Annotated in this window: 21 protein-coding genes; 12 read left to right on the top strand and 9 right to left on the bottom strand. The window is 60.1% G+C overall.

Translation table 11 applies throughout. The features are described from left to right. Positions 1-51: 51 nt before the first annotated feature. From IWY39_RS01750 to IWY39_RS01725, 6 genes are all read left to right on the top strand, one after another. Complete coding sequence (locus IWY39_RS01750; RefSeq protein WP_107125552.1) at positions 52-573, top strand: RNA polymerase sigma factor; 522 nt, start codon at positions 52-54, stop codon at positions 571-573. A 53-nt stretch (positions 574-626) separates the two neighbouring features. Further along, complete coding sequence (locus IWY39_RS01745) at positions 627-1,589, top strand: FecR family protein (protein WP_107125551.1); 963 nt, start codon at positions 627-629, stop codon at positions 1,587-1,589. A gap of 92 nt (positions 1,590-1,681) precedes the next feature. Then, a complete protein-coding gene (locus tag IWY39_RS01740) occupies positions 1,682-4,111 on the top strand; it encodes a TonB-dependent siderophore receptor (RefSeq protein WP_107125550.1) in 2,430 nt (809 codons plus the stop codon). Positions 4,112-4,119: 8 nt separating this feature from the next. Next, positions 4,120-5,283 (top strand): PepSY-associated TM helix domain-containing protein, encoded by a 1,164-nt coding sequence (locus IWY39_RS01735; protein ID WP_107125549.1) that lies wholly within the window; start codon positions 4,120-4,122, stop codon positions 5,281-5,283. Further along, on the top strand, positions 5,280-6,008 hold the full coding sequence (locus tag IWY39_RS01730) for a TonB family protein (protein ID WP_107125548.1): 729 nt from the start codon (positions 5,280-5,282) through the stop codon (positions 6,006-6,008). The genes IWY39_RS01735 and IWY39_RS01730 overlap by 4 nt, the downstream gene beginning before the upstream one ends. Before the next feature lie 11 nt (positions 6,009-6,019). Next, positions 6,020-6,955 (top strand): helix-turn-helix domain-containing protein, encoded by a 936-nt coding sequence (locus tag IWY39_RS01725; protein WP_107125547.1) that lies wholly within the window; start codon positions 6,020-6,022, stop codon positions 6,953-6,955. Positions 6,956-6,989: 34 nt separating this feature from the next. On the opposite strand, the gene pdxR is transcribed toward IWY39_RS01725, so the two are convergent. Next, positions 6,990-8,420 (bottom strand): MocR-like pyridoxine biosynthesis transcription factor PdxR, encoded by a 1,431-nt coding sequence (gene pdxR / locus IWY39_RS01720; RefSeq protein ID WP_331274468.1) that lies wholly within the window; start codon positions 8,418-8,420, stop codon positions 6,990-6,992. An 88-nt stretch (positions 8,421-8,508) separates the two neighbouring features. On the opposite strand from pdxR, the gene IWY39_RS01715 reads away from it, so the two are divergent. Genes IWY39_RS01715 through IWY39_RS01700 form a run of 4 tightly spaced genes read left to right on the top strand, consistent with a single transcriptional unit; the run spans position 8,509 to position 11,755 of the window. Continuing rightward, complete coding sequence (locus IWY39_RS01715) at positions 8,509-9,210, top strand: glutamine amidotransferase (protein WP_107125546.1); 702 nt, start codon at positions 8,509-8,511, stop codon at positions 9,208-9,210. 7 nt (positions 9,211-9,217) lie between these two features. After that, on the top strand, positions 9,218-10,486 hold the full coding sequence (glyA, locus tag IWY39_RS01710; RefSeq protein WP_107125545.1) for a serine hydroxymethyltransferase: 1,269 nt from the start codon (positions 9,218-9,220) through the stop codon (positions 10,484-10,486). Positions 10,487-10,496: 10 nt separating this feature from the next. After that, complete coding sequence (locus tag IWY39_RS01705) at positions 10,497-11,225, top strand: YggS family pyridoxal phosphate-dependent enzyme (RefSeq protein ID WP_107125544.1); 729 nt, start codon at positions 10,497-10,499, stop codon at positions 11,223-11,225. Next, complete coding sequence (locus IWY39_RS01700) at positions 11,222-11,755, top strand: nucleoside deaminase (protein WP_231377480.1); 534 nt, start codon at positions 11,222-11,224, stop codon at positions 11,753-11,755. The genes IWY39_RS01705 and IWY39_RS01700 overlap by 4 nt, the downstream gene beginning before the upstream one ends. Before the next feature lie 56 nt (positions 11,756-11,811). Here IWY39_RS01700 and IWY39_RS01695 read toward each other — a convergent pair whose 3' ends face one another. After that, positions 11,812-12,399, bottom strand: a complete 588-nt coding sequence (locus IWY39_RS01695) for a zeta toxin family protein (RefSeq protein ID WP_107125543.1) — start codon at positions 12,397-12,399, stop codon at positions 11,812-11,814. Beyond that, on the bottom strand, positions 12,396-12,752 hold the full coding sequence (locus IWY39_RS01690) for a ParD-like family protein (protein ID WP_107125542.1): 357 nt from the start codon (positions 12,750-12,752) through the stop codon (positions 12,396-12,398). The genes IWY39_RS01695 and IWY39_RS01690 overlap by 4 nt, the downstream gene beginning before the upstream one ends. A 155-nt stretch (positions 12,753-12,907) precedes the next feature. Here IWY39_RS01690 and IWY39_RS01685 point away from each other — a divergent pair, with 155 nt between their 5' ends. After that, positions 12,908-13,672 carry an IS6 family transposase gene (locus tag IWY39_RS01685; RefSeq protein WP_107125541.1) on the top strand — a complete coding sequence of 255 codons (765 nt, stop codon included), beginning with the start codon at positions 12,908-12,910 and terminating at the stop codon, positions 13,670-13,672. Positions 13,673-13,725: 53 nt separating this feature from the next. On the opposite strand, the gene IWY39_RS01680 is transcribed toward IWY39_RS01685, so the two are convergent. The 6 genes from IWY39_RS01680 to IWY39_RS01655 all read right to left on the bottom strand — a co-directional run bounded on the left by IWY39_RS01680 (position 13,726) and on the right by IWY39_RS01655 (position 21,635). Beyond that, on the bottom strand, positions 13,726-14,820 hold the full coding sequence (locus IWY39_RS01680) for a non-reducing end alpha-L-arabinofuranosidase family hydrolase (protein WP_229380702.1): 1,095 nt from the start codon (positions 14,818-14,820) through the stop codon (positions 13,726-13,728). A gap of 77 nt (positions 14,821-14,897) precedes the next feature. Then, on the bottom strand, positions 14,898-16,436 hold the full coding sequence (locus IWY39_RS01675; RefSeq protein WP_107125539.1) for an alpha-N-arabinofuranosidase: 1,539 nt from the start codon (positions 16,434-16,436) through the stop codon (positions 14,898-14,900). Between the two features lie 85 nt (positions 16,437-16,521). Next, on the bottom strand, positions 16,522-18,108 hold the full coding sequence (locus tag IWY39_RS01670) for a glycoside hydrolase family 43 protein (protein WP_231377479.1): 1,587 nt from the start codon (positions 18,106-18,108) through the stop codon (positions 16,522-16,524). A 184-nt stretch (positions 18,109-18,292) separates the two neighbouring features. Further along, a complete protein-coding gene (locus tag IWY39_RS01665; protein WP_229380700.1) occupies positions 18,293-19,462 on the bottom strand; it encodes a glycoside hydrolase family 5 protein in 1,170 nt (389 codons plus the stop codon). A gap of 225 nt (positions 19,463-19,687) precedes the next feature. Further along, complete coding sequence (locus IWY39_RS01660; protein ID WP_107125536.1) at positions 19,688-20,488, bottom strand: LytR/AlgR family response regulator transcription factor; 801 nt, start codon at positions 20,486-20,488, stop codon at positions 19,688-19,690. Then, positions 20,472-21,635 carry a sensor histidine kinase gene (locus IWY39_RS01655; RefSeq protein ID WP_181316796.1) on the bottom strand — a complete coding sequence of 388 codons (1,164 nt, stop codon included), beginning with the start codon at positions 21,633-21,635 and terminating at the stop codon, positions 20,472-20,474. Before IWY39_RS01655 ends, IWY39_RS01660 begins: the two co-directional genes overlap by 17 nt. Positions 21,636-22,176: 541 nt before the next feature. Between IWY39_RS01655 and IWY39_RS01650 the strand changes: the two genes are divergently transcribed. Continuing rightward, complete coding sequence (locus IWY39_RS01650) at positions 22,177-23,244, top strand: alpha-L-fucosidase (RefSeq protein ID WP_229380699.1); 1,068 nt, start codon at positions 22,177-22,179, stop codon at positions 23,242-23,244. The last annotated feature ends 116 nt before the right edge of the window (positions 23,245-23,360 follow it).

The following is a 23,360-nucleotide window of genomic DNA, read 5'->3' as shown; positions in this document are numbered from 1 at the left end:
TTTTGCTATTACGAACTATTATCATTTTATGTTGTTCGCTAAGACCGGCCTATGCGTCATACCCCTCCCAAGGACATAGACAGCTGGGCTCGCGAATTTCAGCGGCCGTTACTTCGGCATGTCGCTTCAAGAGTGGCGCACAAGGGCGACGCCGAAGACCTTGCGCAAGATGTCTGGGTAAGGGCCTCCGCCTACACCGATGGTCCGGTTCGAAATGTCAGAGCGTGGCTGTTTCGCATTGCCCGCAACCTGATCATTGATCATCGCCGAAAAGCTGCAAGGGCAGCAGAGTTCGTCGCCGACCCCGACGCGATGGATCACATCGCGGACGAAAGGGAAAATCCGGAAGCTGCTGCGCTTAACAGGGAAGAGCTCCGGCGGATCGACGCTCTATTGGCCGCAATGCCGGAGCGCCCCCGACAGGTCTTCAGAATGCATCGGCTCGAAGGTCTCGGCTTTGCCGAAATCGGGCGGCGGTTGGGGCTAAAGCGTCAAACCGTCCACGATTACATGATGCGCGCGCTCCTAGCCCTGCAACTCGCTGCTGAAGATCGATATGATCCCGATGCCTGACATTTGCCCTTTGCTGCCGTCTATCCTCACAAGGCCCCCTGAGAGAGGATATCATGGTTGAAAACACCGATCCTTTGAAGGCTCTCCCGCCAGAGAATGCAGAAGCGACGCGCTGGTTTCTGCGTCTGAATGACGAAGAGGTAGATGAGAACACCCTGGACGCGTTCGACCAGTGGTGTCGTGCCGACGAGCGTAACGCCTCAGCCTTCGCCCGCCTTCAGGCGATCTGGACCGCAACCGGCGCAATGCCCGGGCTCCGAGAAGATCGTCTGAGGGAAAGAAGGCTGGATCGCCGCGGCCTGTTGCGCGGGGTAAGCGCAGCGGTGGTGACTGGCGGTGTGCTGTTCGCAGGTTCCAGACTGGCTTTCGGTCCCCATCCGTTCGCAGATGCGAGGACGGGACACGGCGAGCGGCGCAACATCACCCTGGCGGACGGATCGACGATTGAAATGTCAACGGCCACCGCCGTGTCGTTTGAATTCGATAAATCCCGCAGGCTAGTTCGATTGCTCGACGGCGAAGCCTGCTTCTCGGTCGCAACCGACCCACAGAAACGCCCCTTCACCGTGGAGGCCGCCGGCGGTCGCACCACTGCATTAGGGACGGTCTTCAGCGTGGCCTGCAGGGATCGAGGAGCAACAGTTTCGGCCGTGCAGCACGCGGTCAAAGTTGCGGCAGCCGGAGAGACGCGCACGCTCGAAGAAGGAATGAGTCTTCATTATGATGATCGCGGCATCGGCGTGCCCGCGACTCTTCAATCTACCGCTCTGGCCTGGCGTTCGGGCCGATTGGTCTTTCTATCCCGTCCACTCGGAGAAGTGATTGCGGAACTCGACAGATGGAGAGCCGGCAAGACGATCCTTATCGGTAAGGACCTGGCTCACCGCTCCGTAACGTTGATGGTCGATACAGATGATGTGACGAGCGAACTCGCACGCCTGGCTCACGTCCTCCCGGTCGAAGTGACAGAAATCACTCCGTTACTCACCATCATCCGCTCCATCCGTGAAATCTGAAAATAATTCGCATTAGCTGCCTGACAAACGCCTGACCGCGTCGTCTTCCCCTGCAAGAGCCGCTGTGCTCGCCACCAAAGACCGGGGGAATCATGCGATCCAAGACCTGTTTCAATGCCGTTTCTACAATTGCCTTACGCGCTGCGTTGGGCCTGCCCGCTGCGGTTGCCACAATGCTCGTTCCGATGGCAGCCCATGCTCAATCAGGCGTCGCGCAATATGACATAGCGCCGCAATCATTGCCCTCTGCCCTCGACGCGTTCACTCGAATATCGGGCATGAGCCTCGTCTATGACGGCACCCTCCCAAATACCCGCTCAAATGGCGCAGAAGGCAAAATGTCTGCACCCGAAGCGCTGTCGCGCCTGCTTACAGGTACAGGCCTGACGTTCCGGATGCTCGATAGCTCCAGCTTCACACTGATCGAAGCGCCCCGTGCACAGGGCAGCGCCATAGAATTGGGACCTGTGCGGGTTAGCGGTGAGAGCGGCATGGCAGCCCCGGGACGGGCATCGGCGTGGGACCCTGTCCCCGGCTTTGTCGCCCCTCGTACGGCTACCGCGACCAAGACTGACACGCCGGTAAATGAAACCCCGCAGTCGATCACCATTGTGACGCGCGACCAGATCGATGCCCAGGGCGCACAAACAATACCTCAGGCGCTGCTCTACACCGCTGGGGTACAGGTTGATCGCAACGGCGCCGACCAGCGCGCCGACTATATCTTCTCGCGCGGCTTTGCAGTCGATCAATATGTGGATGGTACACGCCTGCTTCAGGGGGTCTGGGCGGTCCCGCAAATTGACTCCTTCGCGCTTGAACGCGTTGAAATCCTGAAGGGCCCGGCTTCGGTTCTCTACGGACAAGCGGCTCCGGGCGGAATCGCAAATTACATCACCCGGAGACCCCAGCCCGTCGCCTCGGGCGAGATCCAGCTTCAGGCAGGCAATCGCGATCGGTTTCAGGGAGCCATCGATGTCACCGGTCCGCTCGGTGAAGACAGCGGGTTCAGCTACCGCCTGACCGCTCTCGCCCGGACCGCCGATGTGCAGGTCGATCATTTCCGCGAACGGCGTCTGCTCATCGCTCCAGCGCTGGCCTGGCGAAATGATGATCGCACGGAAATTCTCCTTCGCGGCGAATATCTCCACGACCCGGAATCGGGCGCCTATTACAAGCTCCCCGCCTACGGCACGGTGTTACCCAGCCCATACGGCAAGATCTCGACCAGCTTCGATGTCGGCGACCCTGACTTCAGCCGCCATGAGCGGGAGCAAATGAGTCTCTCATACAATCTGTCCCACAGGTTCAGCGACGCATTGAAGTTCAGTTCATCCGGCCGGTACATGCGCGTGAACGGCGACTATGACGTGATCGTATTTCAGCGTCTGCAGGCAGATCTGAAAACAATGAACCGCATGTCCTATCGCGCAGCGGAAACGCTCGACGCCTGGACCAGCGACAATCGGTTTGAGACGACCTTTTCGACCGGCGCGATAGCCCATCATATTCTGACCGGCTTCGACTATCAGGGCCAGACGATAGATCGGCAGGACAGTTTCGGTACCGCGCCGACACTCGACCTCACGAACCCGGTCTACGGTCAGCAGATCGGCACACCCGACCTTTTTCTCGACCAGCGGCAGACTCAGCATCAATATGGTCTCTATCTGCAGGACCAGATTTCTCTGGGCGGTCTGCGTCTCGTCATCGGCGGACGACAAGATTGGGCGCGGACGCGAACCTATGATCGCCTCTATTCGACAACCGACATACAGAAAAACAACGCCTTCACGTGGCGGGCCGGTCTGCTCTACGCGTTCGATAATGGTCTTTCACCCTACGCCAGTTACACCGAATCCTTCCAACCCGTCGCGGGCACTGATTTCTTCGGCGATCCTTTCCAGCCGACCACCGGCCGCCAGTTCGAAGCTGGCTTTAAATATACACCGGACGACCATTTTTCGCTGACGGCGAGCGCCTATCACTTGCGTCAGCGCAATGTCCTTACTGCCGATCCAGATGAGGATCATATCGCAGTCAATCCCAATGCCCAGGTTCAGACCGGAGAAGTCACATCCAAGGGCTTTGAAGTCGAGGCCAAGGCGACGTTGGTGAACGGTCTCAGTCTGACCGCGGCCTATGCCTATGTTGATTCCGAGACTACCCGCTCCAATGACGGGCTCGTGGGCAAGACACCGGTTTATCAGCCAGCTCATAATGCCTCGCTCTGGGCGGATTACGCTATGAGAAACGGGCTGCGGCTCGGGGCCGGCGTGCGATATTTCGGGAAGACATGGGGTGCTGCGGATAACAGCTTCCGCGTTCCCGATTTCGCAGTGGTCGATGCGTTGGCCGCTGTCGACCTGGGCGCTCTGACGAGCCAGCTCTACGGTTTTGATATCTCGGTCAACGCACGCAACCTTCTGGATAAAACCTATGTAACAGGCTGCCAGAATATCAACACCTGCTATTACGGCTCCCGCCGCACGGTATTCGCGACGCTGCGTTACCGCTGGTGATCGTCCCCATGTTGCGGCCGTTCCTGGTCAGATTGCATCGATATGCCGGTCTGGCTCTCGCCTTCTTTCTGATTGTGGCGGGAGCCAGCGGGGCTGTGATCGCCTTCACCGATGAAATCGACACCGCACTTAATCCAGACCTGCGCCTCGCGCGTCCGGGAAGCGCTGTTGTGTCGGCCTATGACGTCATAGACAGAATCCAGGCGGACGACCCGCGCGGCCGCGTTACCTTCGCGCAACTCGCGGCGATACCGGGACGAGCCTCGCTTTATTTCGTCAAACCGAGAACACCGAACGACGGCGCCCTCGGCTATAATCAAGTCTATGTTGATCCGGGTTCGGGCGCGATCCTGGGCAAGCGGCATTGGGGGGCGTTCACGCTGGATCGACGCCATTTCGTGCCGTGGGTCTACGAAATCCATTATAGCCTCTTTCTTCCCTCTGGGCTTTCTGGATGGTTTCTTGGCCTGTTAGCGGCGATCTGGGCGGGCGACTGCTTCGTAGGCCTCGCACTCACCTTTCCGGCGCGTCGACCGTTCTGGCGTGGCTGGACAAAATCGTGGCGAATGAAATCACGTGCCGGCGGTCACCGTCGCACTGTTGATGCGCACAGGGCCGGCGGTCTCTGGCTCTGGGCCTTGTTATTGATGATGGCGGCTACGGGCTTCTACCTCAGGGTCGGTGATTTCACCGTGCGTCCGCTACTTGCCAGCCTTTCTTCCATCACGCTTTCGCCGATGGAGGAACGCGAGCACGCTGGGCTTACAAGACCAGCGGCAATCCGGCTCGCCTTCCGTGATGTCGTACCGATTGCCGAGATGCGGATGCGATCGGAGCTTGGCGGACAGGTAACGGCCACGTCCGGCTCGCTCGATCCTGATACAGGGATTTACGCCATCAGCTTCCGTGCATCCCGAGACAATGGGATAGCAGCGCCGACCCTCTATATTGACGGAAATACTGGCGAATTTCTTGGGCGAAGCGAAGCATTTTCGGGCACCCTTGCCGATAGGCTCCTCGATTTGCCCCGTCCTTTGCATGGAGGCAAGATCGCAGGATTGCCCGGCAGGATCATCGTCGCCCTTACCGGCATCGGTACAGTCATCTTGTCGATCACGGGCCTGTTGATCTGGCAGCGCAAGCGACGTTCGAGACGAGCGCGCGCAGCATGAAAGCCATGTTCCGACAAAATGGCGGCGATAACCGCTATACGGGGTATCGGGCCAACGCGAGAGATCGCGTTAAAGGGGCCGCGCTGACCGGACTAGTCTATATCATCATCGCTTGCGGATTTTTCATAACGATCCGCACGGCCGTGCATGTCGAGGCACGGGCACCGGCTCTTACGGTCGTCGAGCTCAAGGCCGTATCCATACCAGACGAGGTTATTCCGGAGCCTCCCAGGGAACCGCCCACTGAAACCGGAAAGAAAGCAGCCGAGCCGCAGTCTCCCGCCGATCAAGAACAGGCACACTTGCCGATCTCTTCTCTCGAGCCCGTCGCGCGTAAAGACAATCAGCCTTCGTCGGCAACCCCGGCGCCTGCGGATATTGCCCCTTCCCCGAAACCTGTCTCCACTCCGCCGCCACTCTCACACCCCGGCCAAAAGCCCGACACATGGGAAAGCGAGGTTCTTGCCCAGCTGATCAAGCACCGCCGCTATCCACGCATGGCTGAATTCCGGCGTCAACAAGGGGTGCCGTGGATCCGGTTCGTGTTAAACCGCCAGGGAAAGGTGATTTTCTCTCAGCTCGAGCAGAGCTCTGGATTTCCGGACCTCGATCGGGAGGCTGTGTCACTCCCGAAACGTTCCCAACCCTTCCCTGCGCCTCCGGCGAACAAGCCCGGTGACAGATTTGAATTGATCGTCCCGGTTGAATTTTTTCTGACCCGCTAACGGTGTGTGCCATGGGAGTGGGACAATCCGTCGATAATCCTTCAATTCATCAGCGGGAGTCCGAAAGCGCTCTTGAACTGGTCGATTTTTCCTATCCGCTAAGTACCGAACGCCTGTCGGTCGAAAGGCGTCTATCCCAAAGCGATCTTCATATTGTGCGAGGCTTTCTGGCTCCCTCAGAAGGCGTTCTGCTGGGCGCCACGCAGCCATCCGTCGTCGTTCACAAGGGGGAGCCTTTCAACATGGAATGGTGTCCGCCGGGAAGCGACCGTCTACAAACACGCCGCGTGGAATTTGGCGATGTTCATATCAATCCTGGGAACACGCCGTTCTTTCAAAGATGGCACGAACGACCGTTCATTCTTGGAATGGCGCTGGAGCCCGCATTGATCGACAGGATCGGTGAGGAGACATTCGGGAGGAACAGCTCCAGCTTGGAGACGCTAGTCGCAGTTCGAGACGAACGCCTCCTCGCAGCAGCCCGGGCCTCACGCGATGAAGTTGGCGAGGCTGCCGATGGAAGCAAGCTTGTGACAGAGCATCTGGGCATTTTGGTCGCCGTCCATCTCTATCGCCATTACAGCGACGCAAAATGGCAGCCCCGACCAATCAAAGGCGGATTGGGGGCGGCGCGATTACGGCAGGTGATCGACTATATCGAGGCTCATCTTGCGGACGATCTCAGCTTGGCAATGCTGGCCAGCATAGCCGGACTTAGCCTGCATCACTTTGGGGAGACCTTCCGCCAATCCATGGGTGTCCCGCCGCATCGGTTCGTCCTGACCAGAAGGATCGAGCGTGCCAAAATTCTTCTTCTCAGCACCGACATGACGATCACCCAGATCGCATTTGCCGTTGGCTATTCGAGCCAAAGTCATTTCGCGACGAAATTTCGCGAGGCCGCAGGTGCGACCCCCCAACGTTTTCGGATTGAGCGAAGGGGATAGGTAGCGGGGTGGCCGAACAGCTACCGGTCATTTGTCAGGTCCGCAGATGGGCTATCTTGAGAATTTCGACAGCCTGGTCAATTTCCGGCTCATCCAAGCTGGCATAACCGAGGCGGAAGGCCGCAGGTCCGAGTCCATTGATGCTATGCTGTGCTGCTGGCGTCAGAGATAACCCCAGTTCGCTTGCCACTTTGCTCCAGCGCTCGGGATCGGTGCTGTCAACGATCCGTGCCCATAGCGCCAGGCCGCCGCGCGGAACGTCGAAGGCCAGCGCGTCCGGCAGAGCACTGCGCAGCCGTGCCGCCAGATGATCCCTGCGTGCGTGATAGATGCGTCGCGCCTTGCGGGCGTGACGCGCGAGTTCGCCGTCCTCGATCATCAACGCAACGGCTTCCTCCAGCGGACCGTCGCCCTGCCGATCGATTGCTTCCCGGATCACAGCCATGCGCGCCACCAGATCGGGCGGAGCGACGACATAGCCCAGCCGGATTCCAGGAGCGAGCAGCTTGGACAGCGATCCGATGTAGACGGCTTCGCCTGCGGCCCGAGCCGCGATTGGCAGGATGGGGGCTCCTTCAAACCGATAATCATGGTCATAATCGTCTTCGAGGATGGTCAGCCGTGCGGTGCGAGCGAGGTCTATCAGGCGGAGGCGCCGTGCGGCGCCCATGGTGACGGTGGTGGGATACTGATGGTGCGGCGTAACATAAACGGCCCGTATCGACGGATCACGCGCCAGTGCCCCTTCGAGCCCGTCGATGGACATGCCCCCCTCATCCACCTCGATCGGAACGACCCGTACGCCGGCAGCCCTGAACGCGGTGACAGCGAGCGGGTAACCAGGATTCTCAACGGCAATCGCCATGTCAGGAACGGCAATGGCTTGCGCGGCAAGAAACAGAGCCATCTGGCTGCCTCGCGTCACCATCAGGTCATGCGATGCGAAAGACAGGCCACGCTCGGCGGCGAGATGCGTCGTCAACGCTTTGCGAAGCGCAGTGGTCCCGCGCGGATCATCATAGCCGAGCGAGGACAGTGCCTTCTTACGGATAAGCCCGCGCCGGAAAGCCCGCGCCATCGCCGCAGTCGGAAGCAGTCGGGGATCGGCAGCCCCATCGCTGAAGGACAAGAGTGATTTTGCGCTCTCTTCAGTCCGGCTCCCCTTTAGCTGCGGGTTCGCTTCGACAACCGTAGGCCAGCCCACACCAATGTCGGGCAGATTGCGCGCAACGAAGGTGCCTCGCGAAGGCTCCGCCACCAGCCACCCTTGCGCCACTGCCTCTTGATAGCCTGCATCCACCGTGTTGCGGTTTAGGCCAAGCACCTTCGCCAGTGCCCGCGTGCCCGGCAGGCGCGAGCCAGGTTTCAATCGCCCTGCCTCAATCGCAGCGATCACGGCGTCGGCAACCTTGAGATAAGGAGGCCGTGCAGAACGAGGATCAAGTTCGATAGTCAGGTTGCGCACGATCCGGCCCAAGCAATATTTTAAAACTGGATCATCCTAATAGGCCGGTTTACGCCTATGACCAGCCTGACTTTTAAAGAGGGCACCAATGCTGAAAACCGCAGTCGCCATCCGGCATGTACCGTTCGAGGATCTTGGCACCTTCGAACAACCACTCGTCGAGGCCGGATTTAGGCTGCACTACTACGATATTGGCGTCGACGAACTCTGGACACTGGAGCCGGTGAAAACCGATCTGGTCATCGTGCTGGGCGGGCCGGTCGGGGTGTACGACACGAGCAGCTATCCCTTCCTCATCGACGAAATCGCGTTGCTGAAGGACCGGCTGGCAGCGAACCGGCCCACGCTTGGCATCTGTCTGGGCGCGCAGCTCATGGCGGCGGCGCTCGGCGCACGTGTCGCCCCCGGCGATGAGAAAGAAATCGGCTTCGCACCGCTCACTCTGACAGAGGCCGGAGCGCAAGGCCCCCTCGCCCGTCTCGCCAATGTGCCGGTGCTGCACTGGCATGGCGACAGCTTCGCCATTCCGAACGGAGCCGAGAAGCTGGCCGAAACTCCGGCCTGTGCCAATCAGGCTTTTGCTCTCGGTCCCAACATCCTCGGCCTGCAATTTCACCCGGAAGCGGATGCCAAGCGGATCGAACGCTGGCTGATCGGCCATGCCTGCGAACTTGCGACAGCAGGCCTCGATCCCAGCGTCCTACGTACAGATGCGGCGCGCTACGGAGCGCCGCTGCGCGATGGGGGCCGCCTGATGTTCTCCCAATGGCTAAAGGAGTTGCGGCCATGACCCCCGAATCCCCTGCCCTTCTCCTTGCGCCATCGTCAGCGCGGACCCGGACCTGTTTGCCATTGTCGAACAAGAGCGCCAGCGCCAGCAAGACTGCATCGAACTGATCGCCAGCGAGAACTTCGCCAGCCGCGCGGTGAGGACGGCGCAAGGTTCGATCTTCACCAACAAATATGCCGAGGGCTATCCGGGGCGGCGCTATTATGGCGGCTGCGGACCGTCCGACGCGGTGGAGCAACTCGCGATCGACCGGCTGCGGCAGCTGTTCGGGGCCGACTGGGCCAATGTGCAACCGCATAGCGGGGCGAGCGCCAACCTCGCCGTGTCGTTCGCGCTCCTGAAGCCGGGCGATACGATCCTCGGTCTCGATCTTGCCTGCGGCGGGCACCTGACACACGGCGCCAAGGTGACGATCTCGGGCCGCTGGTTCAACGCGGCCAGCTACAAGGTCCGGCAAGACGATGAGCGAATCGACCTTGACGATCTCGCCCGCGTCGCGCGCGAAACCCGCCCTCGTCTCATCATCGCGGGCGGATCAGCCTATCCGCGCCGAATCGACTTTGCCGCGATCCGCGCCATTGCCGATGACGTGGGGGCCTGGCTGCTGGCCGACGTCGCCCATTATGCCGGCCTCATCGTTGCCGGGCTCTATCCCAATCCTGTGCCGCATGCCCATGTCGTCACCTCGACCACGCACAAGACACTGCGCGGCCCTCGCGGCGGCGTGATCCTCAGCAACGACCCGGAACTGGGCAGGAAGATCGATAAGGCGGTGTTTCCCGGTATGCAGGGCGGGCCACTGATGCAGGTCATCGCTGCCAAGGCCGTCGCCTTTGGTGAGGCCGGAACCTCTGCGTTCGAAGATTATGCGCGGCGGGTCCGCGATAACGCCCGCATGTTGGGCGATGTGCTGGCCGATGGTGGGCTACGCCTCGTCACCGGCGGCACGGACTGCCATTTGCAGCTCGTCGACCTGCGCCCGTTCGGCATCGACGGGCAAAGCGCCGCCGACCTGCTCGAAAGCGCCGGGCTGACCATCAACAAGAATGCGATCCCGTTCGACACGCAGCCCCCGTCCGCCCCCTCGGGCATCCGACTGGGCTCGCCAGCAGGCACCACGCGCGGGTTCGGGGAGGCGGAATATAAGCTGATCGGACAGATGATCCTCACCCTGCTCGATGCCGCCCGCAAGGGTCGCACACCGGATGGCGCGGTGATCGACAGAGCGCAGCGACAGGTGCGCGATCTCACCGCCGCTTTCCCGCTGGAACCATAGAGGCACACGCATGAGCGGCGACATCGCCTCAAATCTCGCGCGCGTTCATGCCCGGATCGAGGCGGCCTGCCTCCGCGCAGGTCGCGATCCCGCTTCCGTGCGGCTCTTACCGGTTACCAAGACGCTGCCGCCGGAACGCGTGCGCGAAGCCTATGCCGCCGGGCTCGACTGCTTTGGCGAGAACAAGGTGCAGGAGGCGCGCGGCAAGGCGGAAGCCTTGGCCGACCTGCCTGTGCGGTGGAGCGTGATCGGCCATTTGCAGACCAACAAGGTCAAATATCTCACCCGCTTCGCCAGCGAGTTTCAGGCGCTCGACAGCCTGCGCGTCGCCGAAGCGCTCGACCGGCGGCTTCAGGCGGCAGGGCAAGGCCTTGACGTGTTCGTCCAGGTCAACACCTCGCGCGAGGACAGCAAGTTCGGGTTGCCGCCGGAAGAGGTGATGGCCTTTGCGAAAGCATTGCCTGTCTTGACCGCTCTTCGTGTGCGCGGCCTGATGACGCTGGCTATCTTCTCCGATGACGACATCCGCATCCGCCAGTGCTTTCGCGATCTGCGGGCTATTCAGCAGCGCCTACTGCAGGAAGGTGACGCCGCCCAAGACTGGCATGGTCTTTCGATGGGCATGTCAGGCGATTATGAAATCGCCATCGAGGAAGGCGCCACGGTCGTGCGAGTGGGACAGGCAATCTTTGGCCCCCGCCCCTTGCCGAACTCACATTATTGGCCGGGCGCACAATGACAGCAGCCATTCCTCGGTCGGAGAAGAATATGGTCAATCCGGTTCTGCCTGAGGATGCGATGGCAAGAGCTATCGCCCTGTCTCAAGAGGCAATTTCGCAGGGCTCGGGACCGCCCTTTGGTGCGGTGATAGTGAAGGAAGGAGCCATCGTCGGGGAAGGCTTCAATCACGTTCATGCTCACAACGATCCGACCGCCCACGCCGAAATCGTTGCAATTCGAAGCGCCTGCAAGACGCTCGAAGCGCCGTTCCTCGATGGCTGCATTCTATACTCAAGCTCTGAACCATGCCCAATGTGCATGTCAGCTATTTACTGGTCGCGGATCTCAGCTGTCCGGTTCGCGACGGACCGGCACGCTGCGGCGCGCGCGGGGTTCGATGATCGGACGCTTTATGCGGAACTTCAGCGGCCCCTTGCAGAACGTGAAATCTCCGTGATCCAGATGATGGCTGAGGAAGGTCAGTCGACGTTCGACATCTGGACGCAGGGTGGGCGATCGGCTGTGCAAACGACACTCAATGAAGAGTAGGCTCGGATTACCTAGCTGGCACCGGGCAGCCTGCCGACCATCCTTCGCGCATGGCTTCAGATCTCCAAGTCTGCTTCATATACCGATCTGATCCAGTCGGGTAGGCGCGGCAATGCGAAGACCAGCCGCCCGTTCGCGAATGTCAGGCAATGGCTGGGCGGCTGATTGAGGCGCGAATTGTCGAAGACCATGCCGCGATCTGCTTTAAGGACTGCGGCGCGAATGAATGGCGCGCCACGCTCGTAACGGGCGCGGATCTTGTCCTCGGGTACGATATGTCCGCCTTCCTCGACGCGCGTACTGACACGCGCGACAGAGAGATCTGGCGTTTCGACGCCGACATGCATCACGATGACGGTGAAACCTTTGGTTCGTGCTTCGTCGATCAGTTCAAGCTTTGATGGATGCGAGAAGACGGTTTCGGTCACGAAATCCCGACCTCGAGAAAGATAGTCATCCCGGCGCGAAGACGCGATCCTGGCTGCTTCATAAGATGCGGCTGGAGAGGGATCGCGCAGTTCGTCGCGCTGGATGATGTCGGCGTTGATGAATGGTCCTGCGAAGCTTGGTGCTACACGGGTCTGGTAGAGAGTCGACTTGCCGGCGCCGTTCGGCCCGGCAAGCACGATCATCGTCGGCGTCATGCCTTATGCGCGGCCTTCTCACGCACGAGATTGCCGCCCTCATCGAGACCGACACCTAGTCCAAGCTGCCGCCGCCGGGCAAAGAAAGCGTCTTCATCGGTCCCAGGCTGCCCCATCTTCTCGACAAAGCTGTCGAGCCAGACATCCTTTTCCTCATCAGTGAGGTCGGTTGTCTCAATGTTGCCAGCGAGCGCGGCGGTGATGCGGGCATGATCGAAATTGCCCGATTTTTCGATGGCGCGGCCTATGCGCACCCAATGCGCGATCTGGCCAGCAATCGAGCGGCTCTGTAACTCGGACTCGCGGCGGACGATCTTCATGATATCGTCAGCAAGTTTGATGGACTGGGCCATGAGTCACCTCCAGATCAAGAGGTAGCATTTTGCCACCACTTTTTCAAGGACGTCCGGGATCGGGGCCGTTATATGTGCCGTGAGTTCAAGGGCTCTGTTGCAAACATTGATGCGGCGACCAAGATTGGACACTTGGATTGGCTGGGTCAGTTGCGATGAACGATTTCAAAGGACGGCATTTTACCGGACAGGTCATCCTGTGGGCGGTGCGCTGGTATTGTCGATACGGCATCAGCTACCGTGATCTCGAGGAAATGCTGGCCGAGCGTGGGATCGATGTCGATCATACGACCATTTATCGCTGGGTGCAGCGCTACGCGCCCGAGATGGAGAAGCGTCTCCGCTGGTTCTGGCGGCGCGGCTTTGATACGAGCTGGCGCCTGGACGAAACCTACATCAAGGTGCGGGGCGAGTGGACCTACCTGTACCGGGCGGTAGACAAGCGGGGCGACACGATCGACTTCTACCTGTCGTTGACCCGGAGCGCCAAAGCCGCGAAGCGCTTTCTGGGCAAAGCCCTTCGCGGCCTGAAGGACTGGGAGAAGCCGACGAAACTCAACACAGATAGGGCGCCAAGTTACGGGGCCGCGATCGCCGAGCTGAAACGCGAAGGCAAACTGGCGGCTGAAACCGAGCACCGGCAGGTGAAATATCTGAACAACGTGCTCGAGGCCGACCATGGCAAACTCAAGATACTGATCAAGCCTGTGCGTGGCTTCAAGTCGATGCCCACGGCATACGCAACGATCAAAGGTTTCGAGGTCATGCGCGCCTTACGCAAAGGGCAGGCTCGGCCATGGTGCCTACAGCCAGGGATCGTGGGGGAGGTGCGCCTAGTTGAAAGAGCATTCGGAATTGGGCCGTCAGCCCTGACCGAAACCATGACTATGCTCAATCAGCATTTCGCCAATGCTGCCTGATCCCCCAAAAGGCGTGGTGCCGCTCGGCGCTCCCCAATGTTTGCAACAGAGCCCTATTTGCGGCACATATCCGTAACCGGATTTGATCCCTTGGCTGTCAGAAGGCCGAGTCGGTACGGAATCCGGATATATTCGGACGTGTGTACCGACGGGTCGTTGCCCTGGAACAGGAACTGAAGCGGCTTGCAGGGATCAATGACTTGGGTCTGATCGGCCGTGTCCCGGATCAGTTCGCCATGCGAAACGCCCTCGGACCAGATGTTCTCCACGTTGTCGGCATTCGCCATGGTATTCTTGTCGGCCGTGCCCAGCGGCACCCAGGCGCCTTCCAGACCGTCGCTTTTCCATATCCGGAAATAGCGCCCCTTCGGACCGATCGCCTCTACGACCGTAAGGTATGTATTGGTTCCTTTGACCCGATAATGGCTGCTTCCCTCGAATGCGTCATCGCGGGGCTCGTCGATGACAATCACGGTATTGTGGAAGCCATCGGGGAATTGATCGATCGACGTCTCCGACCGCATGACGTGGCCGTTATCGTCGGTCTTGAAGAGGTAGCACTTGGTGTCGTTGCAAATAATGTAGAAATCCAGCCAACCCGTCCCCGCCGGCGGCTTGATTATGTCCGGCCTGGCGGCAAAGAACGGGCGAGCGGGGCTCCATGACATCGGATCATCGATGTTGGTGGTCGTGGAATAATAGGGATCGCTGCCCTGGAATATCAGATACCAGAGCTTTTGCGGAGCAAAGTAGAATACTTCAGGCGCCGCGCGGTACCCAGGGCCTATCGGGGATTTGTCGAGGGGAATTATCGGCGCCGTCGATGCGGACGACCAATCGGCGAAGCTCGTGTAGGCGATGCCCCATCCCTTTGATCCGGCCGTGGTCATAAAGAGATGGTATTTTCCGTTCGCAAATACGACGGATGGATCCTTTACACCGTAAACGGTCTGGGTCGGGTCAGTTTGCGGAGCGATCAGCGGTACGCTTGATTTCCAGTAAAAGGTTCCATCTGAAGGCGCAAAGGATGACGGGGATAATCCGGCAGGCGCCCCGCCGCCGCCGGCGCATCCGGCCAACATGGCAACGCTCGCCAGGCTCACCGAACATAGGCAGCGGGCGGCAAATAATGCTCCTGAAATCTTCATTTTTCTTCCCAGTGTTTAACGAGATCGCGGTCTTGGTTGGTTATGAAACGGTATCGGATCACTCTTGGGCGCTTCGACTATTCTAGGCCGAGCACCGTCACCGATGCGGGTGCGACGGTGATGGTCATCTTACCGTCCGCGACCTTGGCGGATATTGCCTTGGGGGCGACCGTATTGGGGGCGGCGAAGGTGTTGACGCTGTCGACCTTCGGCGCCGAAAGGGTTTGGCCCGAAGCCTTTTTGGCTTTCACACCGGCGAGTGACACGTTGAATGTGGCGGGCGACCTCGGGTCGATATTGGTGACGGCGATCCATATCTTGCCGACCTTGTCCTTGGCCGCGATAGCGTCGACGCGCGGAATGGTGACCCCATTGGTCGTATAGGCGCCGGCGTCGAAGGTCAGCGGTACGAAGGTCGCGTTTTGGAACGGCACGTACATGTGGAAGACATGATAGGTCGGCGTCAGCAGCATCTTGTCCTTGTCGGTCAGGATCATGGCCTGCAGGACGTTGACCATCTGTGCGATATTGGCCATGCGGACGCGGTCGGCGTGGCGCGCGAAGATGTTGAGGCCGAGCGCGGCCACCATGGCGTCGCGCTGGCTGTTCTGCTGCGCCAGGGCGCCCGGGTTCGAGCCCGGCGTCGGCGCCAGCCACGAACCCCATTCATCAACAACCAGGGCAACCTTCTTTTCGGGATCATATTTGTCCATGATCGCCGAATGCGTCTTGATCATGCCGTCCAGGCGGATCGAGTCTTTCAGCAGGACGGCATAGTCCTTTTCGCCAAAGCCCGTGTCCGACAAATGCGGCGGCCAGCCGCCCGTCGCATAGAAATGCAGTGACAGACCTTCGATATCCCAGGAGAAGGAACGTGCGCTCCACGCCTTCATAACGGCCTCGGTATAGCTGGTGTCGTCGCCGTTCGGGCCGACGGCCACGCGCTTCATCGGCTGGTTGGGGGTGGGGTTGAAGTTGTGGACGAAGTGCGAAAAACGCTTCATTTCGTTGACGTAAAAATCCGCCGACATCGATCCGCCGCAATCCCAGGATTCGTTGCCGAGGCCAAGGACGGCGACCTTATACGGCTCCGGATGACCGTTTTTGGCGCGCTCGGCACCCAAGCCTTCGGTCGGAGACGTCATATATTCGAACCATTCGGCGGCCTCCATTGCAGTGCCCGAGCCAAGATTGACCGAGACAAAGGCCTCAGCACCGATCTGATGGGCGAAGTCCATGAATTCGTCGGTGCCAAAGGTGTTGGGCTCGCCGACGGCCGGCTTGCGCTCAGGACCCACTCCACGGCGCCAGTTATATTGGTCGGCGAAACAGCCGCCCGGCCAGCGGACGTTGGGGACCTTGAGCGCCTTCAAGGCCACTACGACGTCCTTGCGGATGCCGCGCGTGTTCGGGATTGTGGAATCCTTACCGACCCAGATGCCGCCATAGATGCCGCTGCCCAGGTGCTCGGCAAACTGGCCGAAGATATTGCGGTCAATTACAGTGCCGGGCTTGGACGCATCAAGCGTCACCTGAACCGGGGCATCGGCGGCATGTGTCGCGACAGGCAGGATCAGGGCAGCGGCGATCGCGGCCGCGGAGCTTAGAAGGCGCATTGATAATCTCCCATGAACGACGGCATGCCGTATGAAACGAGTGAGGCGGGTCGCCTGCGGAATTGAATGCACCACATGTGCAGGGTCAGCGCGCATCGTGTGCGTACAGTGCGAATGCGATGTCAGCGGTGCGGCCCTGCGGGTCCTTCAGCGGCCGGTCGTCGATGCTGGCCTCGCCATCGGCATAGACGTCGTCGCGGCTGGTGCGCAGATAGAGCGTCATCGCCCCCTTTTGGCCCTGAAGCGCCAGCGCGTAGCGGCGACCTGTCCGCAGGACGATAGGCGGATGAGCGCTGAAATCGAAGCTCAGCAGGCCGGCCCCTTGCGGCCGGTAGGCAATGGCGAGGCCCTGACCTGTGCCAAGCAGTTCGGTGCCGGTCTCCACGTCGCGTAGCGACAGAAGCAAGGGGTGTGCGGCGTCCGTGCCGAGGCCGTCGCCAGCGTAGAGGCTGAGCCGGCCCAGTGTGATGTCGGCGCGCGGCACGAAGGTCTGGGCCAGACGGCTGCCGCCATCCCCTTCGTTAAAGCCGATAGGCTCGGGCGCCTGATCGAAAGGCCGGGTGACCGAAGCCAGAGCCGGACGGCCCGGCCAGGTGTCGGGATAGCCCTGAGCGAATTGCTGGACGACCACGCGGGGGTCGGACCGGCCAGGATCTGCGGGTGCGGGCACCTTGCCAGCGGGCGGTCGGGGTGGTGTGCTGATGCCCGCCGCGGACTGGGTGACGGGCCACATACGGCCATCGGCGTCATAGTAAAGATAGTCGATTGTGACGGAGCGGCGGTTGCCGGCGCCGGTCTGGCCGTCGGGCATGGTCAGCCCGCCATTGTGATAGAATAGGTAGGACTGGCCCTTGAAGCCGTCAATGATGCCGGGGTGGATGGTGTAGCTATTTGGGGTCTGGCCGGTCAACTCGCCCTGATAGGTCCACGGCCCTAGAGGGTTGGGCGCGGTAGCATAGGACAGGCGTTCCCAGACGTTCTGGTGCGCCATCGACGCGTAGGTCATATAGTAGATGCCCTTGCGCTTCGACAGCCACGGCCCCTCGGTGTAGTTGGGCATCGCGATCTTCTGGATGGGGCCGTCCAGCTCGGTCATGTTCGGCTTGAGCCGGGCCAAGTAAAGCACAGGGTTGCCCCAGGCCATCCAGGCAGTGCCGTCGTCATCGATGAAGACCGTTGGGTCGATGTCGTTCCAGCCATAAGGGCTGGGCGTCATGGCATCGGTGATCAGTGCTGATCCGCGCGCATCCTTGAATGGGCCCGACGGGTTGTCGGCCACCGCGACCCCAATGGACATGCCGGGCTGCTTGTCGTCGTGTTTCACGGTGGCGTAAAGGTAATAGCGGCCCTTATTCCGCACCACCTGTGCGGCCCAAGCGGAACTCACGGCCCATTTGAAGTCGGTGGGCTTCATGATGGGACCGTGGGCGGTCCAGTGGCGCAGGTCATTGGACGAATAGCACAGCCACTCCTTCATAAGGAAGAAGTCGTCGCCCTTGGCCTCGTCATGGCCAACGTAGAGATAGGCTGTGCCGTCGACGACCAGCGGCGCGGGGTCGGCAGTAAACACATCGCGCAGCACCGGATTGGCGCCGGGTTCAGGGTCAGCAGCCAGCAGGGCGGCAGGCATCGCGGTGCATAGCAGCACGACGCTGCGGACAACCCAGGTCAAGAACGAAGCGCGCCGTTCCGAAGGACCCCCTGAAGCCGAGATACAAGTCATGCTTGGCGGCACGTGCGATCTCATTCGAATTCCCTTATTCGGTATGGGTGTCGATGGAAGCAGAGGGCAGGCCAAGGAACTTCGACCGGGGACCCGCGGCGCGCATCACCTGCCCGAACCGCTACCACCACCGCTATGGCGCCGGGAAAATCGCGGCGATCGTCGACGGATTAAAGTCGGCGCCCGTGGTGCGGTTGAACAGCCCGCATGTGTGATTGGGGTAGGAGCCGGTGTCCCAATAATAGGGTGCGAAGCCATGCCGGATCGCGGATGCGGTGACGTACTGGGTCCAATAGTCCCTGTACTTCAGCGAAGGATCATATTCGGTCCTCGAGATGGCACAATATTCGCCGATGATGACGGGGATGCCCTTGTCGGTATAGGCGGCCTTCGCCTTGGCGAATTGGCTGTCGACACGTGCTTCATTGTCCCACGCTTCCCGTACTGCGGGATCGGTCGCGATCGAACCCCACTGCCAGATGGCGCTGTCGGCATTGAGAGTGAAGTTATAACCATCATAGTAATGGAACTCCATCATCAGCCGGCCGCTCACGGTATCGGTTGGGATGGGCGCTCCGCACACGCTGATGGTGTGGTCGATGTTGGTGTTATACCCCTGAAACACCAGCGTTCGCGAGGCATTGTTGCCTCCGGTTGCGCGGACCGCATTGACGAAGGCCTGGTTGAAGCCCGCCTGGACCGTGCAGTTTTCCTGCGACGGCACGCCATAGTCGACATGAATTTCGTTGGTGCCGGCGAACAGCAGGTGGTTGTCGTAATCCTTGAAATGGTTCGCGATTTGCGTCCACAGATTGGTGTAGGCTGCGTTGCCGGCGGCCTGGTTCGCGGCCGTCGGCGTGTACCAGTTGCTGTGGTGCTGGTTGATGATGACGTAAAGCCCGGCGTTGCGGGCCATGTCGACGACTTCCTTGACCCGGGCGAGCCAGGTCGGGGCGACCTCCCCGGATGCGTCCATATACTGGGCCCATTCGACGGGAATGCGCACGCTCTTGAATCCAGCCGCGGCGACGGAGTTCAGCAATTGCTGATTTACCGCGGGGTTGCCGAACACAGTCTCCTGAGAAGTCGTGTAGTACTTGGCATAATTGTTGAGCGACTCAAGCGTATTGCCGATGTTCCAGCCCTTGCCGAGATCCGCCGTGGTGACCGCCGCAAGCGTCGGCGTCGGCGTTGGTGTGGGACTTGGTGTCGGCGCGGGTGCGGAAATCACCGTGGGCGTCGGGGCTCCACCTCCGCCTCCGCCTCCGCAAGCAGTCAGGCCGAGCACGACCAGACCGGACAACAGCACACGCCTGTGCATTCGACTACAAAATTTCATTCATCCACCCCCAAGCATGTCGGTCGCTACCGTTGCGCACTGATGTGCGAGTTCTTCCCGGGGCTATACCTGAACAAAAACACCCTGCCGAAAATTGTTTCGGACTGGAGAATTATGGCCACGAAATGGAGCCGGTGAGCGGAAACGGGCTGCTCCGCCCGCTCAGTCGGCCGAATCACCACATTATTATCAGAGGTTCTGCCCCAGCATCGCTTCAACGTCGGTACGATAGCTCCTACTCATCATGAGATGAGTACCGTTCTTGAGCAAAACTGCGACATCTCCGTGCGAACGGCGTTCGAGGAGTTCGATCGATCTGAGATTGACGATGCTCGAGCGGTGAATGCGGACGAATCGAAACGGATCAAGCCGGCTCGCGACCGCGGTCAAGCTTGAACGGTAGAGGAATTCTTCGCCCCCGACATGCACCTTCACATATACCCCAGCCGCTTCGACCCAGTCGATATCCTGTGTCATGATAAGGCGGGAATTTTCGCCGGATTTGATGACAATCCAGTCCCAGATCTCGCCCGGCCTCGAGCGCATCGCGACAAGTTTGAGCAATTCCGGACCGAACGAGCCGGAGCCGTCGGAACTGCTCGATCGCTGATCATGCAAACGTTTCTTGACCCGCTTCATCGTCCGTTCATAGCGCTTATTGCCGAATGGCTTGAGCAGATAGTCGGCCGCGTCGGCTTCGAACGCCTTGAGCGCAAACTGGTCATAGGCCGTGACGAACACGGTCAACGGCATCTCATCCAGCCCCACCGCATCGATGACGCCCAAGCCGTCAATCTCGGGCATCTGCACGTCGAGGAATACCATGTCGGGTTTGGCCTGCTGGATCAGCGTAATCGCCTCTAGGCCATTTTCGGCCTCCAATATCTGACCGATGTCGCAATCCTTCGCGAGCCGGTCGGTAAGCCGCCGCCGCGCTGGCGCTTCATCATCCACGACCAGTGCGCAGATCGGCTTAAGTTGCGCTTTCATCGATCTCGCCTCCGATCGTGTGCAGGGGAATTTGGATGGCCACGTGCGTGCCGGCGCCCTGGCGCGGCGAGACGTTGAAGTGATGTTCGCCGGCTTCGGAATAAAGCATTTCCAGCCGTTCGCGTGTCACCCGTAGGCCCAGCCCCGATGACGTCTCGATCCGCCAATCGGGGGGAAGCCCGACACCGTCGTCCTGCACATCGATCTGCAACCTGTCATCCGCGAGACGTGCCGAAATCGCGATCGTCCCGCCCGACACCCGGCGCTCGATTCCGTGCCGGATCGCATTTTCGACGAGCGGCTGGAGCAGCAGAGAGGGGACCATGGCCGAAAGCGTTGCCGGATCGGCATCGATCCGGATGTCGATCCGGTCGCCGAAGCGGAGCTTTTGAATCGCGAGATAATGATCGAGCATCGCCAATTCCTGTGCGAGCGTAATCTCCGCACTGCTTTGGCAATCGATCGACCCCCTGAGTAGCGCGCCCAGATCCTCGATCATCTCCTGGCCCAACTCCAGATTGACGACGACCTGCGACGATATCGCGTTGAGCGCGTTGAACAGGAAATGCGGTTCGAGCTGCAGGCGGAGCATGTTCAGGCGAGCTTCGACAAACCGCTTTTCGGCTCTTTCCAGTTTGAGTTGGCTGGTCAGGAACCGCTTGTAGTAGTTGAACGCCTGCAAAATGCCGACAAAGGCGCAATAGGTCATCCAGCCGCCCAGAAAGAAATAGATCCCGAACTGCGCCTCCCGCAGCGGGTTCCAGTGTATGTCGGGGATTGGATAGAGAAACAGGCCGGTAAGGTACGTATGGATCAGGGTGAATGGAATGCTCAGCGACAGATAGATCAGGAACAGCTTCGCCGCATTTTGCTGCGACGATTTCAATTTACGATCGGTCAGCAGGACCGCCGGCGTGAGCAACGCCCAGGTCCAGGCATCAATCATATGTGAGACAAAGAGGCGCCATTCAAAACCATTGAACACCTCCGGCACGGCCTGAAAAAGACCCACCACCGTCCAGATCAATATCGTCACGATCATCGATAGAATCATCGTGCGCCGGGTTCCTCTCCAGGGCGGCGCGAACTCGGCGTCTGGCATCGCCATAGAAGGCAGTTTGGTCGCGGCTGCGACGCGATCGTGCATGGCCTGTTTCATATGCGGCTAAGGGCCCTCTCGGTCGGCAGCGGCATGATAGAGCATGCCCGCCGGTCCACCAACCGATTCAATGTCGATGCGTGCGAGCCGCGCTTCACATGCCGTCCCTGCTCCACCAATCCACTCCCGCGATTCTCGATCTATCATTGACCAATCCGCCGCCAGGCCATGTCGGCGCGGCGGCGAATGAACTGATCTGCTGCGCGCGCTTACGCGGCCTGACCAAGCTCCGCCATTTGCTCCCGGCGGCCAAGGCGCCTCGCGCGCATTTTTTCAGAAATGTTACGACTTGGATTGTTCCGTCGTAGTCGGGATTCCAGCAAGATGGGTTGGAGCATTAGCGCTATAATCCCTTTAAAACAACGAGTTTAGCGACAATCTAAACTCGACGAATTGTGGACTTGCCGGCAAATTTATGGAATTTGTCTGAGTTAATGGATGCGAATCGGTCTTTTTCTGACAGCTGATGTCTCGGGTCGATGTTTACAAAGCGATGCGCGCAAGATCAAAGTTTCAAGGGAGAAGGTAGGTGGTCACGTTCAGCAAGCGCGAGATAATGGTCGCGCCGGTCGCCGCCGCACTCGGTGTGCATTCCACAGCGCGAGCGCAAGGGCCAGCCTCCAATGGCTCGCGACAACTGGACGCAAGTAACCATCTCTACGATCAGTTCTGGCGGAAATTGGGCATCGACTATGACGGCGCGAACCCCCGCTATGCCGACCTCTACCATGACAATCGCGACGAACCGTTCCTGAACAAGTCGGGCACCTGGTACACGACCATCCCGAAATTCCAGCGCCATTGGTTCGACCGCATTTCCGATCTCGTCGAGACCTATCAGCCCGACCTGCTTTACTCCGATGGCGGGCTCCCATTCGGCGAAGTGGGGCGGACGCTGGTTGCGCGCTTCTACAACAACAGCATACGCGGCGGCAAAGTCGATGCTGTTTACAACTGCAAGGATCTGGGCTCCGGCGAGTTCCATCTGGGAGCCGCCGTGCAGGACGTCGAGCGAAGCGTCCTCAACGGAATCAGCCCCCTGCCCTGGCAGACCGACACCTCAAACGGCGACTGGTTCTACAATGAGAACTACGGCTTCAAGACGACCGATACGGTCGTCTCCATGCTGGCCGACATCGTCAGCAAGAACGGCAACCTGCTCCTCAACATAGTCCAGTGTGCCGATGGCAGCCTGCCCCCGCAATCCGAACAGCTGGTAACTGAACTCGCGGCCGGGATGAAGGTGAATTCGCAGGCGATCCATGGCACCCGGCCCTGGAAAATCCATGGCGAGGGACCCACCGAGACCGCCGCTGGGGCGTTCAAGGAAGACGCCGCCTATACCGCGAAGGACATCCGGTTCACGACCGTCAGGGACGCGCTCTACGCCCTCACGCTCGGCGAGCCTTCCGGCACAGTCGAGATACGCTCGCTGGCCCTGGGAAATCTGCACGAACGCCGACGGGTGCGTCAGGTTCGGTTGCTCGGACATCCCGGCCCAATGCGCTTTCGCCAGGCCGATCAGGCGCTCGTGATCGAGCTACCCGAGAAGCTGCCCACCCGGCACTCCAGCGTGTTCAAGGTCGACTTTGCCTGATGGCCATGGCCGGCCTTCTGCCTAGGCACCACCGCCTCAATCACTCGAATAAACCACAGACGGGATTGCACTGATGAACCACCATATTGTCCTAGAAGGCGGGCATCGCGCTGACG

It is taken from the genome of Sphingobium sp. JAI105 (genome assembly GCF_015752145.1).
Taxonomy (GTDB): Bacteria; Pseudomonadota; Alphaproteobacteria; order Sphingomonadales; family Sphingomonadaceae; genus Sphingobium; species Sphingobium xenophagum.
This window is presented reverse-complemented; position numbering and strand designations above follow the sequence as displayed.